Origin of the sequence: Hymenobacter koreensis (assembly GCF_039541855.1) — a bacterium.
GTDB classification, from domain to species: domain Bacteria; phylum Bacteroidota; class Bacteroidia; order Cytophagales; family Hymenobacteraceae; genus Solirubrum; species Solirubrum koreensis.
Genome location: NZ_BAABHA010000010.1, coordinates 93,581 through 108,038, shown reverse-complemented (window position 1 = coordinate 108,038; position 14,458 = coordinate 93,581). Strand labels below are relative to the sequence as shown.

General features: G+C 58.8%; 12 protein-coding genes. 5 read left to right on the top strand and 7 right to left on the bottom strand.

Annotated features, from left to right (window positions below; all coding sequences use genetic code 11):
* Positions 1–7: 7 nt before the first annotated feature.
* Both ABD903_RS14355 and ABD903_RS14350 read right to left on the bottom strand, forming a co-directional pair.
* On the bottom strand, positions 8–2,008 hold the full coding sequence (locus tag ABD903_RS14355; RefSeq protein ID WP_345225355.1) for an OmpA family protein: 2,001 nt from the start codon (positions 2,006–2,008) through the stop codon (positions 8–10).
* A 151-nt stretch (positions 2,009–2,159) separates the two neighbouring features.
* Positions 2,160–3,599 (bottom strand): 3' terminal RNA ribose 2'-O-methyltransferase Hen1, encoded by a 1,440-nt coding sequence (locus tag ABD903_RS14350; protein ID WP_345225353.1) that lies wholly within the window; start codon positions 3,597–3,599, stop codon positions 2,160–2,162.
* 229 nt (positions 3,600–3,828) lie between these two features.
* On the opposite strand from ABD903_RS14350, the gene ABD903_RS14345 reads away from it, so the two are divergent.
* Positions 3,829–4,389 carry a hypothetical protein gene (locus tag ABD903_RS14345; RefSeq protein WP_345225351.1) on the top strand — a complete coding sequence of 187 codons (561 nt, stop codon included), beginning with the start codon at positions 3,829–3,831 and terminating at the stop codon, positions 4,387–4,389.
* A 146-nt stretch (positions 4,390–4,535) separates the two neighbouring features.
* On the opposite strand, the gene ABD903_RS14340 is transcribed toward ABD903_RS14345, so the two are convergent.
* Positions 4,536–5,057, bottom strand: a complete 522-nt coding sequence (locus ABD903_RS14340; RefSeq protein WP_345225349.1) for an NUDIX domain-containing protein — start codon at positions 5,055–5,057, stop codon at positions 4,536–4,538.
* A gap of 101 nt (positions 5,058–5,158) precedes the next feature.
* On the opposite strand from ABD903_RS14340, the gene ABD903_RS14335 reads away from it, so the two are divergent.
* Together ABD903_RS14335 and ABD903_RS14330 are read left to right on the top strand one after the other, a co-directional pair.
* A complete protein-coding gene (locus tag ABD903_RS14335; RefSeq protein WP_345225347.1) occupies positions 5,159–6,565 on the top strand; it encodes a DEAD/DEAH box helicase in 1,407 nt (468 codons plus the stop codon).
* Positions 6,566–6,994: 429 nt separating this feature from the next.
* Entirely contained in the window at positions 6,995–7,486 is a 492-nt protein-coding gene (locus ABD903_RS14330) for a hypothetical protein (protein ID WP_345225346.1), read from the top strand.
* Between the two features lie 144 nt (positions 7,487–7,630).
* Here the strand turns inward: ABD903_RS14330 and ABD903_RS14325 are convergent, their stop codons facing one another.
* From ABD903_RS14325 to ABD903_RS14310, 4 genes are all read right to left on the bottom strand, one after another.
* Positions 7,631–7,804 (bottom strand): hypothetical protein, encoded by a 174-nt coding sequence (locus tag ABD903_RS14325; RefSeq protein WP_345225344.1) that lies wholly within the window; start codon positions 7,802–7,804, stop codon positions 7,631–7,633.
* Positions 7,805–8,442: 638 nt separating this feature from the next.
* A complete protein-coding gene (locus tag ABD903_RS14320) occupies positions 8,443–9,045 on the bottom strand; it encodes a helix-turn-helix domain-containing protein (protein WP_345225343.1) in 603 nt (200 codons plus the stop codon).
* 452 nt (positions 9,046–9,497) lie between these two features.
* Complete coding sequence (locus ABD903_RS14315; RefSeq protein ID WP_345225341.1) at positions 9,498–11,228, bottom strand: L,D-transpeptidase family protein; 1,731 nt, start codon at positions 11,226–11,228, stop codon at positions 9,498–9,500.
* Positions 11,176–11,439, bottom strand: coding sequence for a hypothetical protein (locus tag ABD903_RS14310; RefSeq protein ID WP_345225340.1), 264 nt, complete (start codon positions 11,437–11,439; stop codon positions 11,176–11,178). Before ABD903_RS14310 ends, ABD903_RS14315 begins: the two co-directional genes overlap by 53 nt.
* Before the next feature lie 185 nt (positions 11,440–11,624).
* Between ABD903_RS14310 and ABD903_RS14305 the strand changes: the two genes are divergently transcribed.
* Both ABD903_RS14305 and ABD903_RS14300 read left to right on the top strand, forming a co-directional pair.
* Positions 11,625–13,418 (top strand): M1 family metallopeptidase, encoded by a 1,794-nt coding sequence (locus ABD903_RS14305; protein WP_345225338.1) that lies wholly within the window; start codon positions 11,625–11,627, stop codon positions 13,416–13,418.
* A gap of 88 nt (positions 13,419–13,506) precedes the next feature.
* Complete coding sequence (locus tag ABD903_RS14300; protein WP_345225337.1) at positions 13,507–14,430, top strand: cyanophycinase; 924 nt, start codon at positions 13,507–13,509, stop codon at positions 14,428–14,430.
* Positions 14,431–14,458 lie beyond the last annotated feature (28 nt).

The following is a 14,458-nucleotide window of genomic DNA, read 5'->3' as shown; positions in this document are numbered from 1 at the left end:
GAGGCCATTAATTAACCCCCGTCACCCGAAACTCAACCCGCCGGTTAAGCTGCCGCGTAGCTTCCTTGGCGTTGCTGGCGCGGGGCTCAGTGCCACCCAGGCCAATACCGCTGATGCGTGCCGCAGCAATGCCGTGGTTTACGAGGTAGGTCTTCACGGCGGCGGTTCGCTCCTCGCTGAGCACTTTGTTTTTCTGTACGTCGCCCACGTTATCGGTGTGGCCGCGCAACTCAATGGTCATGCCGGGGTTCGTGGTGAGCAAGCTTACCAGCTGATCCAGCGCCGGAAAGGACGATTCCAGTAGAACCGCCTGGCCCTGCAGAAACTGTACGTTTTTCAGGGGCAGCGTCATGCCCACGGCCAGAGGTCGGAGCAGAATATCCCGCTCATAGGCCCCGCCGGGCATGGTAAGGAGGCTGTCGGTGCTCAAGTAACCGCTTAACTGTGCCCGTACGCCGTAGGCCGCACCGGGCGCAACGTTAGCGGAGAAGCTGCCTTCGGCGGAAAGCGGCACGGCGGTATCGGTGCCGTTTGTGCGGAACTGCAATCGGGCCTGGGGCAAGGGCTGACGCGTAACGGCATCGAGCACGCGCCCGCGCCACGTAGCAGCAGCAGGTGGGGTTGCGGCGGGGCTAATCGGCGCCACAGGGGCTTTAAATACGTTGCAGCCGGCCAGGTCGGTGTAGGTGCCGCGTCGCACCCGGGTGGCCTGCCGCCGCGCCAAATCCACTTCGTACAGCGCTTTGGGACCGGCCAGGTACATGCGGCGCTGGCCTTCGGCGTCGGTTTGCAGCAGTAGGTCGCTGTAGCCGCCGCGCTCGGGCAAGCCGTCGAGCGGAATCAGGTCGGGGGCGGCGCGCCTGGTGGCCAGGTTCACTTGCAGCAGAGCACCGTCGGTGCTGTACACCCGGTAAATGGTACCGCCGTCGTCGAGGCAGAAGTTGGCGTGGGTGCCGGCTCCGGCAAAGCCAATGGCTTTGTAATAAGGAGCCCGCTGCACCGGGTCGGTAGTCCAGATGGTTTGCACCGCATCGGTTACGGGGCTGACTTTCACCAGCAGGTTTCCGTCGCTGGTCATGAAGTATAAGTCGCCACGCTCGTCGGTGGCGGCTGAAATCCAGACGTTCTCGGGCCCCTGAGCCGGCAGGCGCCACGTGGTATAGCCTCCCTTGCGGGTGGCAGGGTCGTAGCGGTACACGAGTTCGGGCTGGTCGCTCGGCGCTTTGGTCACCGAGTACAGGCAGTTGTCGAAGCCCTTGGCCAGGGCGTACGACTGAAACGGCAGCACGCGCCGGTGGATTTTGGGAGGCGCCGAAAGGTCCCGGCTCGAAAACTCGTGAATCGTGCGGCAGTCGTCTTCCCACAATCCGTCATGGGCGCGCAGGGCTGCAATGCCGTACATTTTGTCGTCGCAGGGCTGGTTGGGATTGACGACGGCTACGGATTGATTCCGAGGCAGAGCAGAACGCTTGGCGCGGGGCTGCTCGATTAACACAAACGACTCCAGCAGCTGCCGCCCTACCGTGCGGTAACGGGGGGTTTGCTCGGCGCTGGCGCGGTATTCCAGCTCAAACTCGTACCCATCGCGCCACAAGCGGCGCCCCAACACAAAGGTTCGGCCGGCGGCCGGCGGGGTGAACGTGTAATCGTAGCGCACCTCCTGGAAATAGCCGCCGTCGTTGGGTTGCAGCCGCAGCACTTGGCCTTCGGGCAAGCGCAGGATTCGTTGTCGTATGGAGTCCGGTTCGCCGGCCGTGAGCAAGTTCAGACCCTGGCGGTTGGCCGACAGCGAACGAATGGTTAGCGTAACCGCGGCTGGCGCCTGGCGCCAGTCGTCGCCGACGTAGAACACCGTAGTGCCCGTTTGTCCGTCGGCTTGGTACACTTGCCAGCTGAGCGGGTAACTCAGTCGGTAGCCCGTTTTGGCGTCGGCGTAGGTGCTGAGTCCGGACTGCGCGCGTAGCTGCAGCCAGCTTACCGCCAGTACCAACGTCAGCAATAACCTCATGAGCGGGGGAAAAGGGTGTAGACCTTCTTCAAAGATAAACAAGCCTCCCCCATTCGGCCTACCCACCGGCAGCAGACAACGGGCTTTTTTGCGGCAGAAACCGACTTATTGCGCGCAACTGCTTCTGAGTCCGAGCCTTGTTCGGCGCTGTTCAGCGCTCAAACACCGCCAGCTGCGACGGCGCCCCTACTTCGGCTGCCTCCGGCCCCAGCGGCTCCACGCGCACGTGGTAACCGTGGCGCTCGGCCACACCTTCGGCCCAGGCCAGGAACTGCGTGCGGGTCCATTCAAAACGGTGGTCCTGGTGGCGGAACTGCCCGGCAGAAAGGGTTTCGTAGCGTTGGTTGTAGTCGGCGTTGGGCGTGGTTACGAGCACGGCTCCGGGCTGGGCGCGGGCAAATACCACTTGCTCGAAGGCAGCCAGCCGGCTTTCGTCGAGGTGCTCGATTACTTCTACCACGGCCGCTGCGTCGTAGCCGACCAGGCGCGGGTCGTGGTAGAGCACGGAGCTTTGGGTAAGCGTGAGCCGCTCGCGCTGGCGCGGGGGCATTTCGGCCACGTGGAGCCGCTCGTGGGCCCGCTGCAGCTCGCGGTGCGACACGTCGGTAGCCAGAATGTGCTCCACATGCGGAATCTGGAGCAGGCGACGCGCCAATTTGCCTTCGCCGCAGCCCAAATCAAGCACGCGCTTAGCCCCGAGGCGACGGATTTCCTCAGCCACGCGGTCGAGGCGTAAGTCGTGTAAGGACTGACTTGCGCGGGCGGCACCAGCCTCGGCTGCTTGGCTAGCTTCGAATGCACCCACCTCCCCTGTTGCAGCCTCCAATGCTTCGGCAAGCTCGTTTTCCTCTGTCCCTTCTCCTTCCAGCAGGCGTTGCAGCGTGGGGTTCACGAACTCGGCAAACCGTAGGTAGCGACGAGTAATAAATTCGCGGTCGGGGTGGCGCGGCAGCCACTCGCCGCCGCGGTGCAGCAGCTTTTCGGCTTCGGCCGCCCCAATCCAGTAGTGCTTTTCGTTGTCGAGCACCGGAATAAGCACGTACAAGTGGCTGAGCAGGTCGCGCAGGCGCAGGGCTTGGTGCGCCAGTTGCAGCGTGTGGTAGCGGCTGTCGCCCCAGGTCGACTCGGTGGGGTCGAGCGGGTGCGTGTTCACCTGCACGGCGTAGCCCAACGGCTCGAACAAGCGGCGCAGCAGCTCGGCGGAGGCGGCCGGCACCACGGCCACGGTGACTTCGAAGGGCCACTGCTGGTCGGGCAGTTCGGGGCGGTCTTTGCAGGTGCCGTTCAGGGCGGTGTTGAAGCTTTTGGCGAGGGCCGCGCTTAAAAACGACGAGGCCACGTAGGGCCGGTCGTTCACGTATTGCTCCAGCGCAAACCCTTCGCCGGCGGGGCCGCGGTGGTTGCGCACCAGCCCAATGGGGTCGATGTCGAGCAACAGCGCGGCGGTGCAGCGCTCGGGCGTGGCTTCGGGGTAAAAGATGTGCGCCTTGCCGTACGCCACTTCCACCGACTGCAGCCGCGCCGGATTCTTGTGCAGCAGGTAGCCCAAATCGGTGGCGGGCTGGTGGGTGGTGCTAATGGTAAGAAGCATAAAGCTAGACGGAAGTAAGGAGCGGCAACGAAGGCAGGCCTCAAGTTGGTAATAGCCGAATCAGCAAAGCTCCAAACCTTGATGGAGCCCCGCCGGCCGGGAGTCGCCAAGCCCCGGGGACCTTTCGGCAAGAAAATCAACTGAAACGGCCGGACGCGTACCGCCGGAGTGCAAGTTGTCTGTAAATTTGGCAATTGGATGCCCTACTGCGCATCCGTTGTAGTCCGATATGAAGAAGTTTTTTACCCTGTTTGCGTTGGTGGCGCTAACGGCCACGGCCACTTTCGCCCAAAGCTTTCCTGGCGCTGAGCGCAAGCGCCATTTCCGGCCACAAAAGGACGAAGAGTCGCCCTACGTGCTGAACGTAACCAAGAACACCGACGAAGACTCCCAGGCCAACGGCACCGTAACCCGGGTGGCCTACCAGCCCAAAGACCTGCTGCTGACCATTGTAAACGAGCAGCGCAAAATGAACAGCTGGGCCGATAGCACCTACCAGCGCAAGCTGGCCGCAGTGCCCGAGGGCGGTGCCCTGCAGGTAACCATGTACCGCGTGGGTGCCAAAAACGCCGACCCCAGCCTGCTTACCGTTACGGCCCGCACCAAAGACGGCAAAGAGGTATTCTCGCAGCAGCTCACCCCCGGTGCGGGCCGTTTCTGGAACCGCGACCAGTACATGAGCCAGCGCACCATTCCGTTCGTGAACGTGGCACCGGGCGAACCACTCGAAGTAACCATCACCGACGCCACGCTCAAACAGAAGTTCGAGTACATCATCACCACGAAGTAGGTCCAGGCGACTGGCTTTGTTTCCTCCGGTCATGCTGACGCCGGAAGGGCCTGGTCACGTGAGAACGGCAATTGCAACAACGGCTCGTTCTGCAGTGACTAGGCCCTTCCGGCATCAGCATGAGGAGCCAGGCACCTTGGCAAAGGCTATTTACTGAGTTGTAGCTGCCGCCATTGCACGGCCAGCAGGCTTTTGGCGTCGCGCAACTCGGTTTGCAGCAGCGTCTCCCAGCCCAGGCGTACGATGGTAATGTTTTCGTTTTCATCCACAACGCCACCGCCTGCGCCCGTTTGACGGCTGACTTCGGCGTAGTACACGTCGATTTGCTCGGCGCTGCCGCCCGGCGAGGGAAACATCTTCACAATGTGCTCCAGGCGGTCGACTTCGTAGCCGAGTTCCTCCTGAATCTCGCGCCGCAGCGCGTCTTCCGCCGATTCACCGCTCTTATCGAGCATGCCGGCCGGAATTTCCACTACCTCGCTTTCTGCCCCAATCCGGTATTGGCGCACGAAAATATACTCCTTGGTGTTGGTATCGTATACCAAGGCCGCAACGGCCTGACCGGGCTCAAACCGCTCCCGCACCAGCTCTTGCTGGCCGTTGTTTAGCGTGAGTTTACGCAGTTTATAGAAGCCATCGTAAACCGTTTCTACCTTTGTAATCTTCATAGGGTGCATTGGGTGAAAGCCTGACCCGGCTTCTTACGCCAAATATGCGGGCCAGTGTTGGTCCGCGGCGCCCTTTGCCGCATTTCTTTTTCCTTTCGATTTTGACATTTGAAGACCTCAACCTGCTGCCAGCGCTGCTGAACGCGCTGCACTCCGCAGGTTACGAACGCCCCACCCCCATTCAGCAGCAGGCCATTCCGCACGTGCTCGATGCGCGCGACCTGCTCGGCGTAGCCCAAACGGGGACCGGCAAAACCGCTGCCTTTACGCTGCCGCTGCTCCAACGCCTGCACGAAGCCAAGCCCGCCAACCAGCCCACCGGCCCCCGTGCCGTGCGCGCCCTCATCCTCACTCCTACCCGCGAGCTGGCTATCCAGATCGGGGAAAGTTTTGCCACCTACGGCCAGAATCTGAAACTGCGCCACGCCGTCATTTTTGGCGGGGTTTCGCAGCACCCGCAGGTGCAGGCCTTGCAGCGCGGCGTAGATGCCCTCGTGGCCACGCCCGGCCGCCTGCTCGACCTCATCAACCAGCGGTACGTGGACCTCTCGCGCCTGGAAATTTTCGTGCTCGACGAAGCCGACCGGATGCTGGACATGGGCTTCATCAACGATATTCGGAAGATTCTGCCTTTGTTGCCCAAGCAGCGTCAGTCGTTGTTTTTCTCGGCTACCATGCCGCCCACCATTCAGCAACTGGCCGATACCATTCTGCGCAACCCCGTGCAGGTGGCCGTAACGCCCGTATCAAGCACCGCCGACACGGTGGAGCAGGCCGTGTACATGGTGGAGAAAACCGACAAGCCGTACCTGCTGCTGGAAGTGCTCAAGAACCCCGATCTGCGGCGTGTGCTGGTGTTCAGCCGTACCAAGCACGGCGCCGACCGCGTGGCCAAGGGCCTCACCGCAAAAGGCATCGGGGCCGAAGCCATTCACGGCAATAAGTCGCAAAATGCCCGGCAGCGGGCTTTGCAGAACTTCAAAAGCGGCGAAACCCGTGTGCTGGTAGCTACCGACCTGGCTGCCCGCGGCCTCGACGTGGATGAACTGAGCCACGTTATAAACTACGAGCTGCCCAACGAGCCCGAAACCTACGTACACCGCATCGGCCGTACTGGCCGGGCCGGAGCTGCCGGCGTTGCCCTCTCCTTCTGCGACCTGGAAGAGCGCGCCTACCTGCAGGACATTCAGCGCCTGATCAACCGCGAAATACCGGTGGAAAGCGACCATTCCTATGCCAACAACGACGTAGCCCCGGTTCCGCTGAAAGGCGCCAACATCACCAAGCCCAAAGGCCCAGCCGGTCGACCGCCCCGAGGCGGTGGCCGTGGCACGGCCGGCGGGCCAGCTGCTGGTGGCGCAGGGGCTTCGCGGCGCGAGCATGCCCGCCCTGCTCCAGGTGCCCCCCGCCCCACGGCCGACCGCCGCAGTCAGCCCCGGGCTGCTGCTTCGGCGGGTAAGTCCGGCACGGGTGGCAGCCGCCCAGCGCGCCGCAAACGCCGCGACTAGCGTTGTTTACACATTTGTATAAACAAAACCAAACACGCTATACACTAGAATCTTATAAAGAACCGCCTCGTCATTTAACCATGATGGGGCGGTTCTTTCTGTGTACAAGTATCCTGGATAATCCCGAAGGCTGTTGTGCTGACGGCCTTCTTTAGAAGCGTATTCAATTCCCCGCATGGGTTGACTTCCAGTCCCGGCGGCACCCAGTTTTTCGAATACTCCTTTTTCTGGCGGCCACCCTCCGCTATTGCCGCTCATTGCTGTAGCGTGATGATGGCTCTATCCCGCAACGAGCATTTTTAGCGAAATAGAAGCCCGTATTAAACCTTCTTAGGCGGCAACAGGAAACAAATTGGCGGCTTACGGTTTTATAGGATAGCTCACCGCGGTCAATTCGGTGGGTTTTAACACACCTTTCACCACCTTTTTATGGCTTCCTGTTCGCTTTCTGTGATTGAGGCACTGCGCGCCACCGCGCAGCGGTTGGATACCCAGGCTCCGTACCAATGGGGCCATATGGGCAGCTGCAACTGCGGCCACCTTGCCCAAACCGTAACGCACCTCACCAAAGCTGAAATCCACGCCCGCGCCATGCAGCGCCACGGCGACTGGGACCAGCAGCTGCGCGACTACTGCCCCACCAGCGGCCTGCCCATCGACGATACTATCGATGAGATGCTTGCGGCGGGCTTTACCCGCACCGACTTGGCCCATCTGGAGCGGCTTTCCGATCCGGTCATCCGGGCGGCTATTCCTTTCGAGCGCCGCAACGCACTTCTTCACAACCGCCGCCCCGATGTGGTCCTCTATCTCCGCACCTGGGCCGATTTGCTGGAGCAGTCGTTGCTGGCTACCCTGCCGCTCCCCGACTTTACCATGGAGTCGGTTTCCACTCCGGCGCTCGAAACCGTCAACGCCTGATCGGATATAGGCTACATGAGCGTATCGCCCCTCACCTGTGGTGAGTAGATGCGCCAAAGCGCGTCTTACAGAACAAGGCAGCGCCCCGCTCGACAAAGTGTCGGGCGGGGCGCTGCCTTATTGGGGCGCAGGCTATACGCGTCGCTACTTAATGGCGTTGGGGTTATTGCTCTGCGCCTCCCGGTACATTTCGGCCCGGTGGGTGCGCTTGTACGCCGCATCGGCGTTGGGGTCATTCTCGGCATTGGGGGCAGGCGAGCAGGACGTGGCCAGCGCAGACACCCAAGCAAACAGAGCGAGCAGGCAAATTTTCTTCATGCGCCAAAGGTAAGAAAGGCTTAGCTAATCAACCAAAGGCTCATCCGACGTCGTATTAAACTAGATATGGCTCTGGCTTCCCACACCACAATGTAAACCCGTCTTAAACGGCAAGGCTTGAGACCTGTTTACAATCATACATTCGAAAGCTGGTATTTAGAGTAACAAATAAAACACAAAAGCCGGCAAGCATAAAGACATGAACCGAATTACAAATGACAATTCAAAGCAACGACGCTAACCTAGTTGGCAACAACGTAATGCCTGTTTTTTTTAACTTTACCTATTATTACACCAGCTGATTTTTTTAGCAACCGATGCACCCTCAAGCTCAGCCAAACCAGCATGCGTCCATCAATTCAAATGCTTATGCAAATTGAATTATTTCCATAACAGCCCAATCACAAACCACCCTACACAGGCCTCAATACGTACTTTATATTTTTTATTTTTAACCTTTGATTACAAAGCATTTACCTCATCCTTAAATAAAAATTAAGCAATCTATAAAACGCATTGATACCATATAACCAATCACATAACATCCGTGAGAATACAGGTTGCATTACCTGCAAAGCTTTCTGTCATTTTTATCCTTCTGCTTGTATTTCCTCTCAATTCCGGGCCTTTCATGGTTTCTATACTATTTCGGGGCTAGGACTATAATCAACGAAAGTACCGTCGCTGTAAAAAATCATTACCCTTCGCACTGTTTTGGGTGTTGTTAGCGGAGAAGTATTTGGCGCAGGCACTGGTACTACGGGCGTGGGCACCTGTGCTTCCTCTTTCCAGGAGTCCGGTGTAACGGATGGAGGCAGCGGCTGAAAGGATACATCAGTTGTGTTAACGCGACCATTAACGCCAAGGGCAGGCTCTGATGGAACGGCAGCTTCCGTTGCTCGAGCAGGCCGAGCGGCTTTACTGGCGACGCGCTGACGGGGCTCTGGAGCTGACGCATTGCCCTCAACAGTGTCATGGCGTGCCACCAGGTTACTCGGAGCGTCCAGGGAGGCTGCAAAGGCTATGCCCGGCACTACTTCCATGCTGCCCTGCCCTGTCAGCAACCATGGCATGGATAAATCGGGAAAAGCGGCAATGATTTTCTGGACGACTTCTAAGCTTGGTTTATTACGCCCACCCAAAATGTGACTCACGATGGGCCTGGCCACGCCTATAGTGTCAGCAAACTGCGTGGGAGTTAATTGGCGAGCTTGTAGAATAGCACGAATGCGGTCCAGCATGGCGGTTTCAGCTTTTATTTACAAATCTAATATCATTCAATGACAGTTATTATATAGGGCTGTGCATAATTTACACATGTTTACATTTGAAACAGCAAGCACAACACCTGTTTACATGTGTATTTACTATTGTTTTTTGATATTCATTTAACCGATGCACACCTAATCTGTCAGCCGTGTCCCTGTAGACCATTGTTTGGCATGAGATGAGAAGAACCCAACAGCAGCTTACTGGACGCGCCATGAATGGCTGTTCATGTAATCGGTATTTCTACTATGCTAGAGGTGACGCTGGCCGGCGGACTTATACCCTTGCCATTACCAGTGGTGACTCTACCCGAGCTAAAAGCAAGCAGCCCCTTCGTCAGGCGACGAAGGGGCTGCTTGCTTTTAGAATGGCTCCTATTTACTAATCGACAGCACGTGCCGCGGTAATGAAGCTACCTCAGACTTTAGGTGCTGAAGTATTCCCGGGCAAGGGTTTTATCGTGCCCGTAAATGTCGTCGCGGAAATGCACGTTACCGGCTTCGTCAACCCAAGCGGTAAAGTATACCAAGTATACCGGCAGTTTTTCAGGTAGGCTCACGTACTGCTCCTTCCCTTCGGCAATGGTGTTTTGAATTTTCGTTTGGTCCCAGCCGGGCTTATTGCGCAACAGGTACTCAGCCAGCTGCAAGGGCTGCTCTACTCGCACGCAGCCGTGGCTAAACCCGCGTTTGGCTTGGTTGAACAATTCGTCGTGGGGCGTATCGTGCAGGTATACGTCGTTCGAGTTCGGGAAAATAAACTTCACATTTCCCAGGTCATTTTCCGGACCGGGGCGACGGCGCAGCGTGTACTTCCAGGTTTTCTCCGTTAGGTTGGCCCAGTCGATACTAGTCGGATCTATGGGAGTTGCTTTGGCCCCGGAGCCCTTTACCACCTCCATATCAAGGCGGTTGAGCGTGCCCACCGGGTCGCGGCTAAGGCCCGCACGCATCTCCTTATCGATGATGCTATAAGGCACATTCCAGTAGGGTGCCAACACCACGTATTCCATTTTGTCGCTGAAAACGGGCGTTGCGTTCAGGGCCTTCCCAACGATTACGCGCATGTCCATAACCTCTTTCCCGTTTTCCACCACGTGAAGTTTGTAGTCGGGGATGTTCACCAGCAGGTAGCTAGGCTCGAAACGTTTAGGAATCCAGCGCCAGCGTTCCATGTTCAGAATAAGCTGGTCGATACGTTCCTGGAGCGGCACGTTTAATAGACGCAGGGTTTCCGAACCGATGTTGCCATCGGCCTTCAATCCGTTTTGCTCCTGAAACGATTTAACGGCAGCTACCAACTCGGTATCGTACCGGTGGGATGCGCGCGATGAAGCGGCCGGTTGCTGACCGGGCTGACTGGTAGCCGCAACCGGCGTGGCGTTGACCTCGGCAGGGTTAGCCGTACCGTCGGGCTTAAAGCCAAGCAGGCGGCGGCGCAATGCAGGCACTATGGCCGAAGTGTCGTTAGGGCGCAGGCTTTTTGCCGCGGGTACGGTGGGCCAGCCCCCATTGCGTTGCATGTTCCGAAACCGGGCCAGTGCTTCGCGCAGACGGTCGTACTCGGGGTGCAGGGGCTCGAACTCGTAGTACGGGTAAGTACTATCGCGCTCCTGCAGAATGGTCATGAGGGCCTTATGCAACTTAATTTTGTTGCGCTTAATGCTCCAGTCGATGTTTTTTACTTCCCGCGGGTTTACCGTGCCACGGTAAAAATCATCGGCCCAGTTGAAGTACGTTGCCGAAAGGGCTACATCAATTTCCTTTTCTACCGCGTTGCGTGCGGTAGTATCGGAGGCTTCCTTGAGCTGGGCCAGAAGCGGGGCGAAATCAACAATCTTATAGTCTTTGGGGTCGAGCCCCTCTTTACCAGCCTGGTTGATTACGCCGAGCATACGCTCGGCATGAGGCAGCAGTTCGTGGTTGCGGAACCAGCCCAGACGACCCTCCCGCTCTTTATAGAACTTTTTCCCCCACTCAATTTCGTCCTTGAATGCGGGGTTAGCGGCCATGTACTTCTGCACGTACACGGTATCGATGCGGGGCGGCAGGCCACCCAGATTGCCCTTACCGGGCAAAATACTGGAGGCCGCATCCTGCACTTTATCTTGCTGTTCCTGGCTGCAAGCGCTGGTAATCAGCAACAAGCAGCCCATAAGCCAGAGCAGCAGCGAAGAAAGGAAAACGGATTGAACCGGAGACTTCATTATCAGAGGGGGTGGAAAACAATGGAATAAACCCGCCCATCGGTGGCGTCCCGAAACACGGGCCGCAGGCAAGCTTTTCCTGTTGTACTGCAACGAGCCCCGGCAGGTTGCCGACGTACAAGTTGCGCCACTCCGCAAGATAGGCGGAAATGAGCGTCAAAGAAAACATTTCTAAACAGGTGTTTGTGTATCGGGCATTGGGTTTGAGCAGCCTTTTGGGCATCTCGGTTATACACTTACAGCTCCGAATACCGGCATTAACCTCAGTAGACCGGCTGCCGTTTGCGGCTATATTTGCCACCCTCCCGTACCCCTTTCAGAACTTCTGCTTACTCCTTATTATATATGCTCCCTTCGCTCCTCGCCCACGACCCGCACAGCTGCGCCCGCCCCACCGAAGCTGTTGTGCGTCACCTTACGCTCGACCTGGCAGTAGACTTCTCCAGCCGCACCCTGCGGGGACAAGCTACGTGGCAAGTGGAAACCCAGTCCGGTGCTACCGATTTGTGGCTCGATGCCCGCGACCTGCACATCGAGCAGGTGCTACTGGACGGCAGCGTGCCAACGGAGTTCGAGTTGGGCCCGGCCGACGCCGTTCTCGGCCAAGCCTTACGCGTGGCACTGCAGCCCGGCACCCACTCGGTTACCCTGCACTACCGCACTTCGCCCGCGGCCGCCGCGCTGCAGTGGCTTGCGCCTGAGCAAACAGCCGGCAAGGTTCACCCCTTTATGTTTACCCAGTCGCAGGCCATTCTGGCGCGCACCTGGATTCCGTGCCAGGATTCACCGGGCGTGCGTTTTACCTACGAGGCCCGGGTAACGGTGCCTGCGCACCTGCTGGCGCTGATGAGTGCCGAAAACCCGCAAGAGTTAGCGGCATCGGGCGAGTACACGTTCCGGATGCCGCAGCCCATTCCCTCCTACCTGATGGCCCTGGCCGTGGGCGACCTGCGGTTTGAGCCGCTCAGCTCCCGCACCGGCATTTACGCCGAGCCCGCCACGCTGCCCGCGGCCACGCACGAGTTTGTGGATTTGGAAAACATGGTGGCCGCGGCCGAAGACCTGTACGGCCCTTACCGATGGGAACGGTACGACTTGCTGGTGCTACCGCCTTCGTTCCCGTTCGGTGGTATGGAAAACCCGCGCCTGACGTTTGTAACCCCCACCATTCTGGCCGGCGACCGGTCCCTCACCAGTTTGGTTGCGCACGAGCTGGCCCACTCCTGGTCGGGCAACTTGGTGACCAACGCCACCTGGAACGACTTCTGGCTGAACGAAGGCTTTACGGTGTACTTCGAGCGCCGCATTATGGAGCGCTTGTACGGTCGGCCGTATGCCGATATGTTGCAGGTGCTCGGCCAAACCGGCCTGCACCATACGGTGGCGGAGTTGGGCGCCGACAGCCCCGACACTCACCTACACCTCAATTTAGCGGGGCGCGACCCCGACGAGGGCCTCAACGAAATTGCGTACGAAAAAGGCAATTACCTCCTGCTCACGCTGGAAAGCGTGGTGGGCCGCGAGAAGCTCGATGCGTTTATCACCCAGTACTTCAGCAGCCACGCGTTCCAGTCGATGGACACGGCGAGCTTCCTGCAGTACCTGCGCCGCGAATTGCTCAGTCAGGTACCCGGTTCCGAAGAAAAGGTGCAGCTGGACCGGTGGGTTAACGGGCCCGGCGTGCCGGCGGTGGGTCCGGCGGTGGCGTCGGAGCGGTTTGGGCGGGTAGAGGCTGCGCTGCAAACGTGGCGGCACGGCGGCGGCGCCGCTGCGCTCGATACCCAGGAGTGGAGCACCCACGAATGGGTGCATTTTCTACACGGGCTGCCCGAGCACATCGAAGCCGACCGGCTGCAGGACCTCGACGCTGCTTTTGGTTTTACCCACTCTGGCAATGCCGAAATTCTATCGGCGTGGTTTCCGCATACCATCCGAGCGGGTTACTCCCCTGCCGACGAGCCCCTGCATCAGTTCCTGACGCGCGTCGGCCGGCGCAAATTTCTGACGCCACTCTACAAGGCGCTGCTAGCAACTCCCGGCGGCGCGGAACGCGCCCGGACCATCTACGCCGCGGCCCGGCCCAACTACCACTCGGTGGCCACCAGCACTTTTGACACCTTGGTGGGCCGCGACGCGTAACCACCTAGGCCCTCTATCTTCGGCAAAGCTGGCGCGGGTATTGCTTGCTTGCCCGCTTTCATTTTTCAACCTGATTTTCACTGATTCGTTGGACGCACAGAAACCCCAAGGGAAGCTGATTGCCATCGGCGGCAACGAGGACAAAGGCACTCATCCCTATTCGCGCAAGCGGAAGAAATACTACCTCAACTTTTTCGAGTTGGGTATTTTAAAACGCGTGGTGTTGGAAAGCGGCCTGACCAACCCGCGCATTGAGGTAGTTACCACGGCCTCCATGATTCCGCACGAGGTGGGCCCGATTTACGTCAGCTCGTTTGGCATGCTGAACTGCCTGAACGTGGGCGTGATGGATATTCGGGTACCCGAGGATACCGACCAGCCCGAGTACCTGGAACGCCTTGCCCAAACCGACATCATTATGTTCTCGGGCGGCGACCAGTCGCGGCTGAAGCAGATGTTCGGCGACACCAAGTTTCTGCAGTTGCTCACCAAACGCTACTTCGCCGAGCCCAACTTCGTTATTGCCGGCACCAGCGCCGGGGCCATGGCCATGTCGCACATCATGATTCGCGGCGGCTCGGTGCCCGATGCGCTCATGAAGGGCGCCGTACGCATGGGAACCGGCTTGGGCCTGAACCGCCACGTGGTTATCGACTCGCACTTTGTGAAACGCGGCCGCTTTGGTCGACTTATTGAAGCGGTAGGCCTGCACCCCAAGCTCATCGGTATTGGCTTGGGCGAAGACACGGGTGTGCTCATCACCAACGGCAACCTGATCGAAACCATCGGTTCCAATCTGGTCATCATCATCGACGGGCATAACATCCAGCACAACAATGCCGCCGCCGCCGCCAAAGGCACGGCGCTTTCTCTTGAGAACATTGTGCTGCACGTGCTGGCCAAGGGCAACGTGTACGATATTCAGGAACGCAAATTCTTTGTGGACAAACGCACCCACGACGCGGCCCTAGAAGCCCACCCGCACGCGGCCGCCGTACCACCGAACGTGTAACCGCACACTTCATAAAAAACCGAAGCCG

What these genes read in the sequence shown, in the direction of transcription:
- ABD903_RS14305 (WP_345225338.1), top strand. Translation starts at nt 11,625, where the DNA reads ATGCTCCCTTCGCTCCTCGCCCACGACCCGCACAGCTGCGCCCGCCCC.
- ABD903_RS14340 (WP_345225349.1), bottom strand. Translation starts at nt 5,057, where the DNA reads ATGAAGATTACAAAGGTAGAAACGGTTTACGATGGCTTCTATAAACTG.
- ABD903_RS14345 (WP_345225351.1), top strand. Translation starts at nt 3,829, where the DNA reads ATGAAGAAGTTTTTTACCCTGTTTGCGTTGGTGGCGCTAACGGCCACG.
- ABD903_RS14355 (WP_345225355.1), bottom strand. Translation starts at nt 2,008, where the DNA reads ATGAGGTTATTGCTGACGTTGGTACTGGCGGTAAGCTGGCTGCAGCTA.
- ABD903_RS14320 (WP_345225343.1), bottom strand. Translation starts at nt 9,045, where the DNA reads ATGCTGGACCGCATTCGTGCTATTCTACAAGCTCGCCAATTAACTCCC.
- ABD903_RS14315 (WP_345225341.1), bottom strand. Translation starts at nt 11,228, where the DNA reads ATGGGCTGCTTGTTGCTGATTACCAGCGCTTGCAGCCAGGAACAGCAA.
- ABD903_RS14325 (WP_345225344.1), bottom strand. Translation starts at nt 7,804, where the DNA reads ATGAAGAAAATTTGCCTGCTCGCTCTGTTTGCTTGGGTGTCTGCGCTG.
- ABD903_RS14350 (WP_345225353.1), bottom strand. Translation starts at nt 3,599, where the DNA reads ATGCTTCTTACCATTAGCACCACCCACCAGCCCGCCACCGATTTGGGC.
- ABD903_RS14330 (WP_345225346.1), top strand. Translation starts at nt 6,995, where the DNA reads ATGGCTTCCTGTTCGCTTTCTGTGATTGAGGCACTGCGCGCCACCGCG.